Source organism: Microcoleus sp. K5-D4, from assembly GCF_036704575.1.
Taxonomy (GTDB): domain Bacteria; phylum Cyanobacteriota; class Cyanobacteriia; order Cyanobacteriales; family Microcoleaceae; genus Microcoleus.
On sequence record NZ_JAUBSD010000054.1, the window covers coordinates 28,408 to 45,483 of the forward strand.

The window sequence follows — 17,076 nt, forward strand, 5'->3', positions numbered from 1 at the left end:
GCATAATTTTTACTCGCTAGTTTGGCAAGCCAGCCCGAAAAATCTGTTCGGCCGTTAATTTCAATTCGGGAAAAGTCAGCGACTCAACCCTCTCGCTTCCCCTAAACTGTTTGACCTGATACTCTCCATCTACTAATTGATAAACCGAAAGTGTTGGTTGTTTGGGATTACCGATAAACTTGCGGCCGCCCAAACCGAGATAGTCTACAATCCAGTATTCGGGAATGCCCATTTCTTCATAGTCGGAAGCTTTGAAAAAATAATCATCCCGCCAGTTCGTGCTGACCACCTCTACAGCCAGTCGCACCGAAGACCCCATCGTGATGATGGATTCTTTTTTCCAGCGCGGTTCGCTTGCAAGTGCGGGCAAGTCCAGGACGATCACATCTGGTGAATAGCCGGATTTGTCGGTGATAAACTTAACTATGTACTCTTTCGGGACGAGGTAGGGCAGTTGTTGGTGTCGAATTTCTAAAAACAGTTCGCCAGATATAAACCCGGCTACAGCGGAATGGTCGCCAGTTCCTAAAGGCATTTCAACAATTACTCCATTGTGTAGTTCGTACTTGTGGACAGAGTTCTCTGGATACCAGGCAACGAACTCATCAAACGTGATTGTTTTCGATATGGTTTGGATCATGTTGTGGTTTCCTCTGTCTGGTGATTAGTATGCGGAAAGCTCAAATATTACACAAGGATTAGAGGCAACGTTGCCTCTAATCCTTGACATAGGAAGTGAAGTTTGGTATGATATCGCGTCCATAATATCAAAATACCGATCGCGCCGATAAACTGAATCTGAAATTAGTATCTAGGCGATCGACCGTTGTGAGCGAACGCACTCGATTAGAACAAATCTGCTGAGATTGACAAAGTGCGATCGTCATTTCAGAAATTTTGTGATGTTTTAGCTACTCTTATCCCGAACTTAGGTTAAGTTATGTCCTTCAAATTCTCCCATTGCTCCAACTCGAGCAGGATCAGCTAACACAACCCAACTTTTACCTGGAAACACCGATAAGTCAGCAAATTGCTGGGTTGATCAATCTTGAAAAGTTTGAGTCATTAGTTTCATCCTCACATTTATTTATATTAAGGCATTTTGCAGCATACTCTGAAACAAAGTATCCAGAGAAATTCCTGATGCTTTGGCCATAACCCCAATCACGCTTTTTTCGGACAAACAACAGTACAGCCCCGCTTCTAAGAACCAAGGTTGTCCATCGGGGTCGATGCGAAAATCAAATAAACTGTAGTGGCGACAGCCCAAAGCGATGTGGCATTTTCTGGCCTCGGCCCAAACTCTCTCCGTAATCGGATCGCTCTTGTCAACTATCCACGACTTGATACTATTTTTAGTGGAACCAGTCAAGCTACCATCGTCATTTTGTTGGAGCTTATCGGCATAAGTCCGAATCGGTTGGGTATCAGGATCTACAGGATACTCTTCCAGCGGCAAACAGACTAGCTCGCCAGCTTGGACAATAATCCCACAGCGAACTTCTCTACCCAATTCAATGAATTTTTCTACTAGCACTTCCTCTGAATGAGTCAATGCTGTCTGCAAAGCCGCGTCATAGTCAGCAGCATTTTTAACTAAGGCAACTCCCAGAGAATTATCCGCATTCAGTGGCTTGAGCACCACGGGAAAATCAATTGAAGGTCTCTCGCCCGCGCGGACAACTTCTCCCAACGGTACGCTTACCCCAGCGGCCGCTACTACTGCCTTAGCCTTCGCTTTGTTAGCAGTCAGTGCCATCACCTCTGGGGTATTGCCCACGTAAGGAATATTCAGCAGATCGAACAAGGCTCGGTATTGAGTCATGCCGGGGATGCAAAACATCTGCGGTACCATTACGTCAATCTTTAGCTGTGTCAGCACCTGTACAGCGCCCGCTAGAGACATGGGATTAGCGGCCGCGATCGCACTCGGATCGAGAGAGGTGGGAAAACGCCATTGGCCACCGGGAGAAATATAGGCTATATGAAATTCATAGAGTGCTGGATTAGCAGTTTGCTCCAGACAATATGGGGCATAAAAGCGCGACAATTTATCGTAAAATTCACTGTCTGCCGCTCCGACTAAATGCAAAACCCGTAATACTGACATACTCAATCTCCCCCTATTTACAGAATTATTCCACTATGAAAATAAATTTTCATCCACTCTTTCGGCTGACGCAAATTTCCCCATAACAACAAGGGAATGTGCCAATGATGCACCATCAAAAACGGTAGCGGATCGTCCCACTCGAAGATGGCATCTTTGCCTTGGGCGATAATTTGTAACCGCTCATAAACTAGCTTGGGCGACCACAAATGAGTCACCAATCGCCAAATTTCCTGGTAAATCCAGTAAGTTGGGCGACTAGATGCCAAAGGCTGCACTGTCTGCGGTAAAGGGTCCGGTTCCAAATAAGCTTTTGCCACATCGGGATGGTTGTAAAACATCGTGATGGCTGTATGGGTGCGCGGGTTGCATTCGATCGCGTAAATCTCTCCATCATCCGCCGCTTCAATGAAATCAAAAGAAACTTGTCCAGTCAGATTGAGACTCTTGGCAAACTGACGAATCCAATTTTCGATATCCGGGCGATCGACATTCTGGTAATTGAGCTGAAACGCCGATGATTTGCAGCAACAGTGCAACTGAAGATGACCGTTACGAACTGTACTGTGAGTGCAGTATTCTTGCCCTGGAATATACTCTTGCATAATCCAAGGTTTACTCTCGGAAATTGGTAATGAGTTGACAAAAGCGGCTGTTTCTGCTGGGGTCGCGCAGGGTAACTTAGTGAGATCAAACCTGTGGACACAATCGTAGGGAATACTTTTGATAATATATGGACGCTGTGCGTCACTAAAATCAAAATCGATTACTTGTTGGGGATTAGTAATCCGGTAGGACTTCGGAACTCGCAGCCCCAACGCTTCGGCGGCGGTGGCCAACTCATACTTATCATCCAAACGTTGCAGAGTTTCGACATCTATGTGCATTACCGTACAGTGAGGAGAAAGTACCTTTTTGGCTTTGGCATCGTAGTAACTGCCCTCTGGACTACTGACGGGAACGTAAACATTAACTCCCTCTTGTTGGACAATTTTTAAGAGTGCTTGAGGGTATTCCTCTGCCTGGAGACTTGGTACTGTGTAAAAGCGATCGACTGCCCAAGAGAATCGATTACCCATCAGCCTGTATTCGTGGGTTTCAACCAAAATTACCCGATGACCGGCCTTATGGAAGGATCTCGCTAGCTGTAATGCTTTGGTCGTCTTGCCGCCGTTAATCAAAATCGTTTGGGGAGAGTCCGATCTCGTTCGAGACTGAAACGGTTTGAGGATGATGCATCTCAGTAGGGCGATCGCTGTTAAAGCGAGATTCAGGGGCATTACTAATAGCAGCAAAATAAAGGTTGCTATGCTTTTGACTGCTGTCTGGAAGCGCCTAGAAGCCGCGTTTGTTTCCTGTTCAGATGGCATCGGTGCCGTTGAAACTGTTTCGATCATACGTTACTAAGTAAATACTCTAATTAGCGGTGGTTTTTGAATGATTAAACCGCTGTTGAAGCTACGCAGGCGCAGTCCAGAACAGAGAGATGAATCATGCCGGTGAAGCGCCGATTTGATATGACACACGGGTGGTTAGAAACCGGGTTTTTTGACATCGGACTTCGTTACAGCCCGCCGAATAGGGCAAAAACCCCGGTTTCTTTGGTTTTGACGCCTAAGTTTTGTTCTACTAAACGTGCCTAATTAAAGTCAATCCATCTCTCAGCGGCAGTAACACTTGCTCTAGGCGCGGATCGTCAACTAGAGCCTGTCTGATGTGAGATAAGGGCTATCAATTGCTAGTCCGAGGCGACTCATTAACCCCGATAAATCACAGTAAAAATCGCTAACTGCCGATCCGACTAAATGCAAAACCCCTAATACTGACCTACTCACTCTCCCCCTATTTCCACAAGTTCGCCAATATTAAAATCAATCCGAATCCACTCATTCGTCTTCTGTAAATCTGCCCATAACAACAAGGGAATGTGCCAATGATGCACCATCAAAAACGGCAGCGGATCGTCCCACTCGAAGATGGCATCTTTGCCTTGGGCTATTATTTTTAACCGCTCATAAACTTGCTTGGGCGACCACAAATGAGTCACCAACCGCCAAATTTCATGGTAAATCCAGTAAGTCGGGCGACTAGATGCCAAAGGCTGCACTGTCTGCGGTAAAGGGTCTGGTTCCAAATAAGCTTTTGCCACATCGGGATGGTCGTAAAACACCGTGATGGCTGAATGGGTGCGCGGGTTGCATTCGATCGCGTAAATCTCTCCATCATCCGCCGCCTCAATGAAATCAAAGGAAACTTGTCCTGTCAGATTGAGACTCTTGGCAAAGTGACGAATCCAATTTTCGATATCCGGGCGATCGATATGCTCGTAATTTATCTGAAACGCCGACGATTTGCAACAACAATGCAACTGAATATGACCATCACGAACTGTACTGTGAGTGCAGTATTCTTGCCCCGGAATATACTCTTGCATAATCCAAGGTTTACTCTCGGAAATTGGTAATGATTTCACAAAAGCGGCTGTTTCTGCTGGGGTCGCGCAGGGTAACTTCGTCAGGTCTAACCTGCGAATAGAATCGTAGGGAATACTTTTGAGAATATATGGACGCTTTGCGTCACTAAAATCAAAATCTATTACTTGCTGCGGATTAGTAATGCGGTAGGACTTCGGAACTCGCAGCCCCAATGCTTCGGCGGCTTTTGCCAACTCATATTTATCATCCAAACGTTGCAGAGTATCGAAATCTACGTGCATTACCTTACAGTGAGGAGAAAGTACGCTTTTGGCTTTGGCATCGTAGTAACTGCCGCCTGCACTGCTGACGGGAACGTAAACATCAACTTTCTCTTGTTGGACAATTTTTAAGAGTGCTTGAGCGTATTCCTCTGTCTGGGGATTTGGTACTGTGTAAAAGCGATCGACTGCCCAAGAATAACGATGACCTGTCAGCCAGTATTTGTGGGTTTCAACCAAAATTACCCGATGACCGGCCTTATGGAACGATCGGGCTAGCTGTAATGCTTTTGTCCTCTTGCCGCCGCCGACCAAAATCGTTTGGGGAGAGTCCGATCTCGTTCGAGACTGAAACGGTTTGAGGATTATGGATCTCAGTAGGGCGATCGCTGTTAAAACGAGATTCAGGGGCAGTACCAATAGCAGCAAAATTAAGGTTGCTATGGTTTTGACTGTCTGGAAGCGGCTAGTCGTCGCGTTTGTTTCCTGTTCAGATGGCATCGCTGCCTTTGAAACTGTTTCGATCATAATTTTTTACTAACTAAATACTCTAATTAGCGGTGGTTTTTGAAGGATTAAACCGCTTTTGAAGCTACGCAGGCGCAGTCCAGAACAGAGAGATGAATCATGCCGATGAAGCGCGGATTTGATATGACGCACGGGTGGTTAAAAACCGGGTTTTTTGACATCGGACTTCGTTACAGCCCGCCTGGGCAAAAAACCCGGTTTTTTTGGTTTTGACGCCTAAGTTTTGTTCTACTAAACGCGCCGAATTAAGGTCAATCCATCTCTCAGCGGCAGTAACACTTGTTCTACGCGCGGATCGTCAACTAGAGCCTGGTTGAATTTGGCGATCGCTACCCCGTTAGGAGTCGCAGTACCTGACAAGTAGGGCTGTCCCTGCATCAAAGTGTTATCGACGCATATCAAGCCATTGGGAGCCAACAGCCCCGTACTTAGGAGTAAATTGAGATAGTCTAGGTATCCAGCTTTATCGGCATCGATAAATACCAGATCGAACACTTCTCCATTCTCCGCCAATTCTTTCATCGTTTCTAGAGCCGGTGCCACCTTCACTGAGATTTTGTGACCCGCCGTCGATTCGTGAAAACACTTCTGGGCAAATTCAGCGACGTAAGCATCTACTTCGCAGGCTACCACCACTCCATCCACCGGCAGTGCTTCCGCCATCGCTAGTGCTGAGTACCCGGTAAACATCCCTATTTCCAGTACGCGCTGTGCTTTGGTGAGATGGACGAGAAATTTCAGCATTTGGCCTTCGAGATGACCCGATAGCATTTCCTGTTCCAACTGCCGCACTGTCTCGCCGTCTGAGAATCGCTTACTCCAATCTTCTGATTGAGTGCGCTTCACTAACGCGGCTAAGGCAGGAGATTCAGGTGTGGTACAAAGATCCAGGTACGGATCGAGACCGTTTGCCAATTCGTAGGCTTCTTGTAATTCTGCCTTGAAAGCTCGATCGAGATTATCGATTTTTTCTACTTGCTCGGCGAGACTTTCCAATTTAGCCACTAATATCCCGACAGGGGTAACGGGTCTCATGGTCAAACCCCTGATGTGGAAAGATTTTCAGCTTTTTCTGGCCACAGGTACATATCTTCCCCATCGCCGCGGCGCGGATAGTCCTGACAGATTTCTCGATGAACCAGTAGGGCTTTATCCAACTCACCTCGAGTCAAATCATTCATGAAAAAGCATTCACCAATTGGACGCGGAGCCGCAGCACGTTGAAGACCATCACGGGTACGACTGATCGATTTTGTCGCTTTCCAGAGCAGTTCTGATGTGAGATAAGGGCTATCAATTGCTAGTCCGAGGCGGCTCATTAACCCTAAGATCCGATCGCGCTCGGCGATCGAAATGTAGCCCCGCAGTTGGGCAATGGTCGCCGAAAAAGCCATATCGATGGCGACAGAATGGCCGTGGAACATCGGAATTTCCGGCGTTAGTTCCAGCGTCGGACTCCAAGTGTGACCGTAGGCAATCACCCGATCCAAATCTAGCTCGTGTAGGTTCGGTACTTCTAATGCCAGCATCGACTCAATCCCTTTGTAAGTGAGCCGATGTGCCACTTCTTGAAGTTCCGGTGTGCCGTTTACATAACCAAAATGGGTGTGCAGCAATGCTTCGCCGTAGTTTTCTAACAACTCAAAGATTTCTGTGTTACCTACTACGGCAATCTTAATTAACTCTGCCATCCCGTTTCGCACTTGGTCGATCGGCAGAGTTTTCAGGAAAGAGAAATCTAAAATTACTTTCTGCGAAGCGTGGTAAGCGCCGAGGCGGTTTTTCAGCTTACCGTGGTTCACAGCTACTTTGATTGCCACACTGGCATCAATTAGCCCAATTAAGGTTGTCGGTACGCGAATGTAGTTAGTCCGACGGCGATAAGATGAGCAGGCAAAACCAGCTACGTCAGTAGTCAATCCACCACCGACCACCAAAACAGGCTCCTTCCGCACGAGTCCGAAATCAACGAAGGCATCTATGATGCTTTCAAAGGTTTTTAACGTTTTATCAGGTTCCTTGATATTAACTGGAAAGACTGTTAAATCTATCTCGTGATGCTTGAAATAATTCTGCATCTGTGCACCGTACAGACCGTAGACTGTTTCATCTACAACCATTAAACAGCGACCGAATTGGCGGTAACTATCCGCAATCTCAGGATTCTCCTGCTTGAAAGCACCATCGACGTATAGCAGGCTGAAATCTATTTTTTCGTACCCCTCAATCTGAAAAGCTCGATCGGTAGATGTAAAGGTAGCTTGAATGTCACCCATAAGATTTTTGCACTTTCATTGATAAGTAACTGTAAGTATTCAGGTCACGGCAAAAACGCTGAATACCTTAGCAGAAAAGCTTTCTAGGCATTCGCTTGACAATATTGTCATTCAATATTATCTGAACAATTAATCTATAAAGCTGTTTTCAGGGCTGTTTATTAAGAAGAGGTTAAATACTTATCCTGCTACAGCATTTATACTGAAATCCCTGCCAGGAGCGAGTTTAGAGAACCTCAATACTTACACTTCAGTTAAGATAACGAATTTTTGATATTGATTCAACCTTATTCAACACAAAAATCCCATAATACCTCTTTGGGAATAGACGATAATCTAGATATTCCACATTATTCAACAGTTTAGGAGGATATCAGTCTTTGAAAGGTATATGTGTTGCAGAACAAAAAGTGAATCAAATGCTGCCACGTGTCAAAATCTGAATTCGGAATAGTGGCCGTTGTTGGCAAAATATGCCTTGTAGAAATTACAGTATTCGATCTGAGGATACATCGGGGGCTATAGCCAGATTTACTTCGCCCGACAGCACTTGAACAGCAGCAGACTCAGGTAATGAAGCGTCAGAAATTCCGTCCCAAGCATGAACTTGACGCATCAAAGTGGCCATTTCCCATTGGCAAGATATGGGTCTAATATCATTTCCGGTTCATTGGTGACAAGTTAAAACTTAATTGCATTTGTCAATCAGTAATATTACTCAAAAAAACAGCTTTTTTAGGAGTGGAAAATTCACGATTTGAGAGGAAGTAGGTATAAATATCACCCTCGGCACGATCGCACGATCGCCCAAATCTCAGTTTTATGCCCAAAATCCGAGTAAATGTTGAGCATAATTGCTGATTGACAAATGCTTTCTTAGCTTAACTTGTTACCAATGGCCCAGAGTGTAATTTTTACCTTGGGGGCGGGCATAATTACCACCCCACAAGAGTCTTAAGATTTTTCCCGATGCAAATCTTGATGTTTTTTTAGCTTAAAAATACTGCTAGCCGAACTTACGTGGGGATTTGATCCGATGATACATCAGGGGCGATCGCCAGATTGGCTTCGCCCGAAAGCACTTGAGCAGCAGATCCACTAGCTAAGTGACCGTAAGAGTGTGTTCCCAAACCCTTAACTTGGCGCATCAAAGTGCCCATTTCCAAAGCACTCATCGCATAATTCCAGCCCAAATTGCTTTTAATTCCAGCCCTTTCCAAAGCTTGCTGCATCGTGTCAGTCGTCACCACCCCAAAAATCACCGGCACCCCTGTCTGAAAAGCAGCAGCAGCAATTCCCTTAGCAACCTCACCAGCCACAAAATCGAAATGAGGAGTTTGACCCCGAATTACCGCACCCAGACAAATTACCGCATCGTAGCGGTGAGAAAGAGCAGCTTGACGCGCCACCAAAGGAATCTCAAAACTTCCTGGAACCCAAAAAAAGTCCACCTGAGAGCCATGAGGATTAATATCAACCCCGTGGCGTTTCAAACAATCTTGACATCCCTCCAAAAGTTTGTTAACCACCAAATCGTTAAAACGACCGATGACAATAGCAAACCGCAAAGATTCGGTGTGAGTAAAAGTTCCCTCGAAAACAGTCATAGTGCTCTAGTTTAGATTTTAGGTTTTAGATTTTAGATTTTTGTTTGTGAGAAGGCAAAAGTCAGAAAGCAGCAGCATCTCATCTGAATCTCAAGTGCAAAAACATACAGGGTCGCGCGGTCTGGAAAATTCCTAGCTTCTGCCGAATGCCTTTCAATCGCTGGTAAATGCCTTCAGCCTTCTATCTTTTACCTTCTTTCTTCGAGAGAGTTGGGTGAAATTAAACGACTAAAAAGTTCAATACACCCACTGCAATAACCAGCAAAAACCAGAGACCCGACCCGACATAAATCAGGGATTTAGACTGATTCCAGTTTTGGGGAGAGGCATAAGCAACTGGCACGCCAACGACCATCACAAAAGACAGCAGTACCAGACCCAGTAAAACCACTTGAAACAGAATTGATAACATCTTTTCTCCTTTCGATATAACCGTGCGTTGATCGGAAATAGTTTCCCAGAACCGAAAAAAATCTTCCAAATTCTAGTTTTTGACAGTTTCCCGATAGTCGATCGAGAAATTGTCGGTTGATTGATACGAAAGAACCCAGGCAAATTCGGGCGTTGCGCGAACAGGCGTCAGCGGCTCTTAAGATTTTTATCAATTTTATCATTGTTCGCTACAGCACAGAAAACTGGAAAGGTTAACTTAAAGCCCGATCGACACATCCGGTTTCAAAGGGCGAGAAATTGCTACTGTTTGAGTTAGAGATGCGGGATTTTCGGCTATGGACTTAGTTTTGTGCCACACAACAGCAGATTTTGACGCCTTGGGGGCGGCGGTGGGACTTTGCGTGCTGCGCCCCGGTAGCAGGATCGTATTGACGGGCGGGTGTCATCCGACAGTGCGGGATTTTTTGGCGCTACACCGCGACGAGTACCCGCTGATTGAACGCAGATCGGTCAATCCGCAACGAATTCGATCGATTACTATAGTTGATGCCTCCCAGCGCGATCGTTTGGGAAAAGCCGCCGAGTGGCTGGATTTGCCACAAGTGAGCGAAATTGCTGTTTTCGACCATCACCTACAGGCCGATTTAGACATTCCCGCTACTGTTACGCAGATCGAAGCAGTCGGAGCCAGCACGACATTAATTGTCGAAAAGCTCAAAAATCAAGCAGAAAACAGCGACACACCATTCCGCCTGCTGCCTTCGGAAGCAACAGTCATGGCCCTCGGCATCCACGTCGATACAGGTTCCCTTACCTTTGAGGGCGCAACTGCGCGAGATGCAATGGCTTTGGCCTGGTTGATGGAACAAGGAGCGAGTTTGGGGGTAATCGCTGAATATGTAGAACCCGGTTTGTCTCCTCAATTGCAAGATTTGCTGAGAGAAGCGCTGAATAATTTGCGATCGGAAACTTTGCACGGTTACAGCCTAGCCTGGGTGCTGCTATCTACTGAATCCTACGTTCCGGGGCTTTCTTCCCTGGCTTCTCGCTTGCTCGATTTAACTGAAACCGATGCTCTGCTGTTAGGTAATGTTTATAAATTTGGCGAAAACGAAAACAACCGCAACATCGCTCCCGAATCGCCAGTTTCCAATCGATTAACTATTATCGGTCGATCGCGAATCGAAGGAACAAACCTCAGCGAATTGTTCAAACCCCTCGGCGGCGGAGGCCACGCCCGCGCCGCTTCCCTCGCCACCCGCGATGTTGACCCCCTGCTGACTTTAAATCAGTTAGCTGACGAACTCAAAACTCAAATTCCCCACCCTCCGACAGCCCGCGAATTAATGTCGTCTCCTGTGCGGAGTATTCGCCCGGAAACCTCGGTGGGGGAAGCTCACCGTATCCTCCTACGTTACGGACATTCGGGGCTTTCTGTGGTCGATTCGGGCGATCGACTGGCTGGCATTATCTCGCGCCGCGACATTGACATTGCCCTGCACCACGGTTTCAGTCACGCCCCGGTGAAGGGTTACATGACTCCGCAGCTAAAAACGATCGCTCCAGATACCTTGCTGCCGGAAATAGAATCTTTAATGGTGACATACGATATCGGGCGCTTGCCAGTATTGGAAAACGGTCAACTGGTGGGAATTGTGACTCGGACTGATGTTTTGCGGGAATTGCACCAGCAAAAAGCGCGAGACAGGGGAAGCAATGCAGAATTTTCTAATTGTCCCGTGCCCGAATCGGTTGAGCAGTTGTTGCGATCGCGCATCAGTCCCGAATTATGGCAATTATTGTCGATCGCAGCCAATATTGCCCAAAATCGCGGCTGGCAACTTTATATTGTGGGTGGAGCAGTCCGGGATTTACTCTTAGCCACGGATGATACACTGGCGCTAACAGATATCGATTTGGTTGTGGATGGAAAGTGCGGTTCCGACGATTCCGGTGCTGGTGTCGAGTTAGCTTCCTCGCTGCAAAAACTTTACCCCGAATCGCGTTTGGACATTCACGGTCAATTTCAAACCGCCGCGCTTTTGTGGCACAAAGACTCTGCTTTTGGGTCGCTGTGGGTGGATATCGCGACTGCTCGTACTGAATTTTATCCTTATCCGGCTGCAAATCCTGAAGTTGAAGCGAGTTCAATTCGCCAAGATTTGTACCGCAGGGATTTTACAATTAATGCGCTGGCTGTGCGGTTGGGTGTTCCTCGCAGCGGCGAATTGTTAGATTTTTTTTGCGGTTTGCTGGACTTGGAATCGAAGCAAATTCGAGTTTTGCACGCCAATAGTTTTATCGAAGATCCGACGCGAATTTATCGCGCTGTGCGGTTTGCGGTGCGGTTGGGATTTGAAATTGAGCCGCAGACGGAAGGATACATCCGCAACGCTTTGGCCAGCGGGATTTATTACCGAATTCAGGGGGAAAACGGCCGAGCTCCGGCTTTGGAAACTCGGCTCAAAAGCGAATTGAAATACATTTTGCAAGCCCCCTACTGGAAAGTTGCTTTGCAAATGCTGGGAGATTTGCAGGCTTTGCGCTGCATTCATCCTAGTTTGGAGTTGGATCGGGAGTTGTGGCGGCAACTGCGTTTGCTCGATCGGTGTTTGAATGGAAGGAAGAAGGAAGGTTCGGCAACGGATTATGTAACGGATGTAACGGATGTAACGGATGTAAATGAGGTCAGGAAGAAGGAGGAGGGAAGAGGGAAAAAGAAAGAAGGAAGAGGAAAGAAGGAACAAACTATCCCCACTTCCCAATTCCCAATTCCCAATTCCCAATTCCCAATTCCCGATGCCCAATCCCCGATGCCCAATTCCCCATTCCCCATTATCAATATTCCCGATTGGCAGATGCGGCTGGAAGTTTTGATAGCTTATTTAGCCCCGGAATATCGCGGCAAGGTGGCTGCAAATCTTCAGTTACCCGCTGACAGCATTAAGCGGTTGGAAGTTTTGGAAGCCGGAAAGAACGAGTTAGCAGAGAATTTGCCTAAGTGCGAGTTGCCGAGTCAATTGGTGCTGCTGTTGAGAAATTATGAGTTCCCGGTGTTAATTGCGATCGCCCTACAAAGTCCGCGAAGTGCACGCCGCCAAATCTGGGAATATCTCACCAGATGGGCGAATGTTGAACCGCCTTTAAATGGCAACGATTTAAAGGCTTTGGGTTATAAGCCGGGGCCTGGGTTTAAACGAATGTTGGATGATTTGTTGGCGGCGAGGTTGGATGGCGATTTGGGCGATCGGGCTGCTGCTATCTCTTTCTTAGCACAACGTTATCCTCAAACTTAGTAAGCTGTGTCAGCAGGGGTTATTTTTTCTCTACTTGATTAGCTAATTGCTGACGCACTCTACTAAATTTTTAGTTTGCAATCCCAAACAGGCTAACCAGGCGATCGCATATTATTGATATTTCGAGAATTAAGGTGAAGAAACATCACGCTCCTGCTTTAATCGCAATTGTCCTTTACGAAACATTTGTGGCTTCCCTCTTGGCATTAACTTCAATTGCTTTGCTTTTTGCATTAAACAATCAGCAAGTCCGAGAAAAATTTTAGCAGTTTTATTTGTTAAAAAGCAAGCTAAAAATAATTTAATTCATCTTAGGAAAACTTCTAATTCTCCAACCAAAAAACTTCCTACTTAGAGGACTTGCCGCAGCACTTTATGCAGTCTTAACTGCTGTTGAAGCCGTCGGTTTCTGGTACGAAAAAGACTGGAAAAAATCTTAGTTTTAGTGCTGGTAAGCATCAGTATACCCCCTGAAATATATGAATTAGTTCACGGGGTCACGGTACTTAAGTTAGCGGTATTTATCACAAATGTAGCCATCTTATGGTATTTGCTCCACCATTGGCCGAAGCATGGTAAAGGAGCTTAAAGTTTGGATTATTCAGAGGAAACTCACTTGATTTTATAAATGTCAGCATTTTCCATTTTAATTTCATAAAACGGCTGATCAGTCAAATAAAAACCTCAATCTTTACAAAAATTTTGTGATTGTAAAGATTCGATAAAGCTACGAGGGGTTATACCCCCTATGAGTTATACTGACATATATATAGATGCACCCTGATGGCTTTCCCGTTCCACAAGAGCGGGATTTTTATTGGAAAAATATTGTATTAAGTTTTAAGACTCCTGGTGGAGATAGAATTGGTGGACAATTTCAATAAAACGATCGCCAGATGCAAAAATAGCACAGCTAAAGCAAAAATGATGGTTCGGAGCGATCGAACATCCGCCCTAACTCCGCGAAATAACCCAAAGGCTTTAGGATAGTTTGGGAACCGGCATTAACTGAAGATCAACTTAGCCTCAGCAATAGCCCTGCAACAGGGTGAAGACACCATTGCGACTTTAGGCAGATGAGGGTTCGGCATCACTTATCGAGCTACCCACATTCATTTAAACTGAGATGTTGCACCATTTTCAATTACTTGTTTAGGAACAACAGGCAAGCTGCCTGTTCCACAATAAAATTCATCTCTTGTGGAACAGGCATCTTGCCTGTTCTTGAAAATGGTGCAAGATGTAAGTTTAAACAGAGATGTTGCACTATTGTGAGTTAGAAAACAATTAAAAACCCGGTTTCTTCTTAAAGAAATCGGGTTGTAGAAATCAATGGTGAAGCGCGATTTGCTGTCTAAACTATTCGGAAAATAAAAGGGTAGCGGTAAGGTTGGTTAGGATTTTGCAAAACGTGGAGGATAGCCATTATTGTCAGTCCCCAGTGCAGCAGATAACCTAGGGGCACTAAGATAAAACCAGCAAGACCGAAAGTGACGACAGTTAACACCACAATCACGGTGCTGTACACCCATACATTAAGGTGAAAATTGATGGCTTCTGTGGCGTTTTCTTTGACAACGGGGTCATCTGATACTAACAATACAGCGATCGGAGCACCGATTGAGAACAGTAACGTACTGAAAAAAATCGCCCCGTGGCACACCAGTGATAGCAGCTTCCGCTTGTCGGAGTCGTACATATTAGTTTTCTTCCTTGACTTTAGTGATAATTTTACCTTTAATAGCAACTGTAGCACAGGCTATAATGGCGATCGGGTGATGATTCCCCTACCTAATTTGTGATGACAACAGAACTCGAAACTGAATTGCTAACTGCTGTTGAGCGCCGGCGCAACTTTGCTATTATCTCGCACCCCGACGCGGGAAAAACTACTTTGACAGAAAAGCTGCTGCTGTACGGAGGTGCAATTCACGAAGCAGGTTCTGTGAAAGCGCGGCGGGCTCAGCGACACGCTACCTCGGACTGGATGGCGATGGAACAGCAGCGGGGAATTTCTATTACTTCTACTGTTTTGCAGTTTGAGTATAAAAAATATCACATTAATCTGCTCGATACTCCGGGACACCAAGATTTTAGCGAAGATACTTATCGAACTCTGGCGGCTGCTGACAATGCGGTGATGCTTGAGGATGCTGCTAAGGGTTTGGAACCCCAAACTCGGAAGTTATTTGAAGTTTGTAAGCTGCGAAGTTTGCCTATTTTTACTTTCTTTAATAAGCTCGATCGCCCTAGCAGAGATCCTTTGGATTTGTTGGACGAAATAGAGAAGGAATTGGGGTTGCAGACTTATCCGGTAAATTGGCCGATAGGTACGGGCGATCGCTTTAAAGGTGTTTTCGATCGCAGAGGGCGCAAGATTCACTTATTCGAGCGGACTAAACACGGTTCTCAGGCTGCTGTTGATACTGTCATTGAATTGGGCGATCCGCGCATTGAAGATTTGTTGGAACAAGACCTTTACTATCAGCTCAAAGAAGAGTTAGAACTGCTGGATGAGTTAGGAACTGAACTCGATTTAGACTCCGTTCGGGCTGGAAAAATGACGCCTGTTTTCTTTGGCAGCGCCATGAGCAATTTTGGGGTCGAACTGTTTTTAGATGCGTTTTTAGATTACGCTATGAAGCCGATCGCCCGCAAGAGCACCGCCGGAGATTTGCCGCCAACTTATGAAGATTTTACCGGTTTTGTGTTCAAATTGCAAGCGAATATGGACCCGAGACACCGCGATCGGGTGGCGTTTATTCGGGTTTGTACGGGCAAATTTGAAAAGGACATGAACGTGACTCACGCTCGCAGCGGTAAAACGGTGCGTTTGTCAAGGCCTCAAAAGTTATTTGCTCAGGATCGGGAGTCGATCGAGGTTGCGTATCCGGGCGATGTGATCGGTTTGAACAATCCGGGAGTATTTGCGATCGGCGATACTATTTACACAGGTCAAAAACTGGAATATGAAGGGATTCCCTGTTTTTCTCCCGAACTTTTTGCTTTTTTGAGAAATCCCAATCCTTCTAAGTTTAAGCAGTTCCGCAAAGGCGTTTCGGAGTTGCAGGAAGAAGGCGCCGTGCAAATTATGTACTCGGTTGATGAGGCGAAACGCGAGCCAATTTTGGCTGCTGTCGGACAGTTGCAATTTGAAGTTGTGCAGTTCAGAATGCAGTCGGAATATAATGTGGAAACGACGATCGATATGTTGCCTTACAGTGTAGCTCGTTGGGTTGACGGCGGTTGGGAGGCGCTAGAAAAAGTTGGGCGGCTGTTTAATACGGTGACGGTGAAAGATACTTGGGGAAGGCCGGTTTTGCTGTTTAGAAATGAGTGGAATTGCCGACAGGTGGAAGGGGATCATCCTGTTTTGAAGTTAAATGCGATCGCCCCTGTGGTTTCGGGTTTGGCTGTTAGCGAGGAGTGATGATGATTGGTTTGTAGGGACGCGGAATAGTTGATATGTGTCAACAATCGCCTGAAAACTTTTTGAGCTCTCGTTTATAGCTGAGGCCAGATCCCCCTAAATCCCCCTTAAGAAGGGGGACTTTGATCGGAATCTTGTCCCCCCCTTATTAAGGGGGGCTAGGGGGGATCTGGCCTCGGAGAAAAGCAGCAGTCTATGAGTACGTTCGCAGCTTAAGTTGATACAAATAGACAGGGCGCCGTGTCCTGAATCTTCGTGATTCATAGTCCCAATTTTGCTTTGGCATTTTCCCAGGAAATAGTTTCGCCTTGGCGTGCTTGGGTGATGCTTTGGCGCAATTTGGTAACGAATTCTGTATCGGTGAGAATATCTAAGGTTTCTAACAGTTCAGTCAAATGCGTGTAGCTCATTGCAGCCATAACGGGAACGCCATCTTGAGTGATGATGATAGGCTCATTGATAAGTTCTTGCGGTAGGTTTGGAAGCTGCTGCTGTGCTTGGGCAATGGTGAGTCGTTTGGACATGGTTTTACTAAAGCAACATTACTTTTAATTTAGCATTTCGGCCCAACTAACTGGTTTCCAGCCGCTGACGCTGGTAACGAGTAAATCCAAAATCTAACATCCAAAATCTAAAATCTAAAATCGGTTGACGGCTGGCCCCCTCTGCGGCTACGCTTTGAAGTGAGAGGTTGCTTGCTTGTAGAGGAGGCAGCCCGCGTCGCCCAAAAATCTAGTTGCA

The 17,076-nt window shown here is 46.0% G+C and carries 14 protein-coding genes and 1 pseudogene; 3 read left to right on the forward strand and 12 right to left on the reverse strand.

What is annotated here, in order from left to right; all coding sequences use genetic code 11:
- Positions 1 to 16 precede the first annotated feature (16 nt).
- The 10 genes from QUA77_RS17655 to psbZ all read right to left on the reverse strand — a co-directional run bounded on the left by QUA77_RS17655 (position 17) and on the right by psbZ (position 9,628).
- The gene (locus QUA77_RS17655) at positions 17 to 640 is read right to left on the reverse strand and encodes a Uma2 family endonuclease (protein ID WP_333451494.1); all 624 of its coding nucleotides are present in this window, start codon (positions 638 to 640) and stop codon (positions 17 to 19) included.
- A gap of 447 nt (positions 641 to 1,087) precedes the next feature.
- Complete coding sequence (locus QUA77_RS17660) at positions 1,088 to 2,110, reverse strand: ATP-binding protein (protein WP_333451496.1); 1,023 nt, start codon at positions 2,108 to 2,110, stop codon at positions 1,088 to 1,090.
- 17 nt (positions 2,111 to 2,127) lie between these two features.
- Positions 2,128 to 3,507 (reverse strand): ATP-grasp domain-containing protein, encoded by a 1,380-nt coding sequence (locus QUA77_RS17665; RefSeq protein WP_333451497.1) that lies wholly within the window; start codon positions 3,505 to 3,507, stop codon positions 2,128 to 2,130.
- Positions 3,508 to 3,739: 232 nt separating this feature from the next.
- Positions 3,740 to 3,826, reverse strand: coding sequence for a hypothetical protein (locus QUA77_RS17670; protein ID WP_333041437.1), 87 nt, complete (start codon positions 3,824 to 3,826; stop codon positions 3,740 to 3,742).
- A 115-nt stretch (positions 3,827 to 3,941) separates the two neighbouring features.
- Positions 3,942 to 5,333: an ATP-grasp domain-containing protein gene (locus QUA77_RS17675; RefSeq protein WP_333451499.1), complete on the reverse strand. Its 1,392-nt coding sequence runs from the start codon at positions 5,331 to 5,333 to the stop codon at positions 3,942 to 3,944.
- A 231-nt stretch (positions 5,334 to 5,564) separates the two neighbouring features.
- Positions 5,565 to 6,368 carry a class I SAM-dependent methyltransferase gene (locus QUA77_RS17680; protein WP_333041430.1) on the reverse strand — a complete coding sequence of 268 codons (804 nt, stop codon included), beginning with the start codon at positions 6,366 to 6,368 and terminating at the stop codon, positions 5,565 to 5,567.
- A 2-nt stretch (positions 6,369 to 6,370) separates the two neighbouring features.
- The gene (locus QUA77_RS17685; RefSeq protein ID WP_333041431.1) at positions 6,371 to 7,609 is read right to left on the reverse strand and encodes a sedoheptulose 7-phosphate cyclase; all 1,239 of its coding nucleotides are present in this window, start codon (positions 7,607 to 7,609) and stop codon (positions 6,371 to 6,373) included.
- A gap of 487 nt (positions 7,610 to 8,096) precedes the next feature.
- Positions 8,097 to 8,237: a hypothetical protein gene (locus tag QUA77_RS17690; protein WP_333041432.1), complete on the reverse strand. Its 141-nt coding sequence runs from the start codon at positions 8,235 to 8,237 to the stop codon at positions 8,097 to 8,099.
- 388 nt (positions 8,238 to 8,625) lie between these two features.
- On the reverse strand, positions 8,626 to 9,216 hold the full coding sequence (gene ribH / locus QUA77_RS17695) for a 6,7-dimethyl-8-ribityllumazine synthase (RefSeq protein ID WP_333041433.1): 591 nt from the start codon (positions 9,214 to 9,216) through the stop codon (positions 8,626 to 8,628).
- 220 nt (positions 9,217 to 9,436) lie between these two features.
- Entirely contained in the window at positions 9,437 to 9,628 is a 192-nt protein-coding gene (gene psbZ / locus QUA77_RS17700; protein WP_190735314.1) for a photosystem II reaction center protein PsbZ, read from the reverse strand.
- A gap of 316 nt (positions 9,629 to 9,944) precedes the next feature.
- Here psbZ and QUA77_RS17705 point away from each other — a divergent pair, with 316 nt between their 5' ends.
- Together QUA77_RS17705 and QUA77_RS29360 are read left to right on the forward strand one after the other, a co-directional pair.
- Positions 9,945 to 12,905 (forward strand): CBS domain-containing protein, encoded by a 2,961-nt coding sequence (locus QUA77_RS17705; protein ID WP_333451500.1) that lies wholly within the window; start codon positions 9,945 to 9,947, stop codon positions 12,903 to 12,905.
- Between the two features lie 308 nt (positions 12,906 to 13,213).
- Positions 13,214 to 13,494, forward strand: a pseudogene (locus tag QUA77_RS29360) (DUF2127 domain-containing protein).
- A gap of 765 nt (positions 13,495 to 14,259) precedes the next feature.
- On the opposite strand, the gene QUA77_RS17710 reads toward QUA77_RS29360, so the two are convergent.
- Complete coding sequence (locus tag QUA77_RS17710) at positions 14,260 to 14,604, reverse strand: DUF4870 domain-containing protein (protein ID WP_333041435.1); 345 nt, start codon at positions 14,602 to 14,604, stop codon at positions 14,260 to 14,262.
- 102 nt (positions 14,605 to 14,706) lie between these two features.
- Between QUA77_RS17710 and prfC the strand changes: the two genes are divergently transcribed.
- Positions 14,707 to 16,335 (forward strand): peptide chain release factor 3, encoded by a 1,629-nt coding sequence (gene prfC, locus QUA77_RS17715; RefSeq protein ID WP_333041436.1) that lies wholly within the window; start codon positions 14,707 to 14,709, stop codon positions 16,333 to 16,335.
- 260 nt (positions 16,336 to 16,595) lie between these two features.
- Here the strand turns inward: prfC and QUA77_RS17720 are convergent, their stop codons facing one another.
- Positions 16,596 to 16,859, reverse strand: coding sequence for a prevent-host-death protein (locus QUA77_RS17720; RefSeq protein ID WP_333202989.1), 264 nt, complete (start codon positions 16,857 to 16,859; stop codon positions 16,596 to 16,598).
- Positions 16,860 to 17,076: the final 217 nt, after the last annotated feature.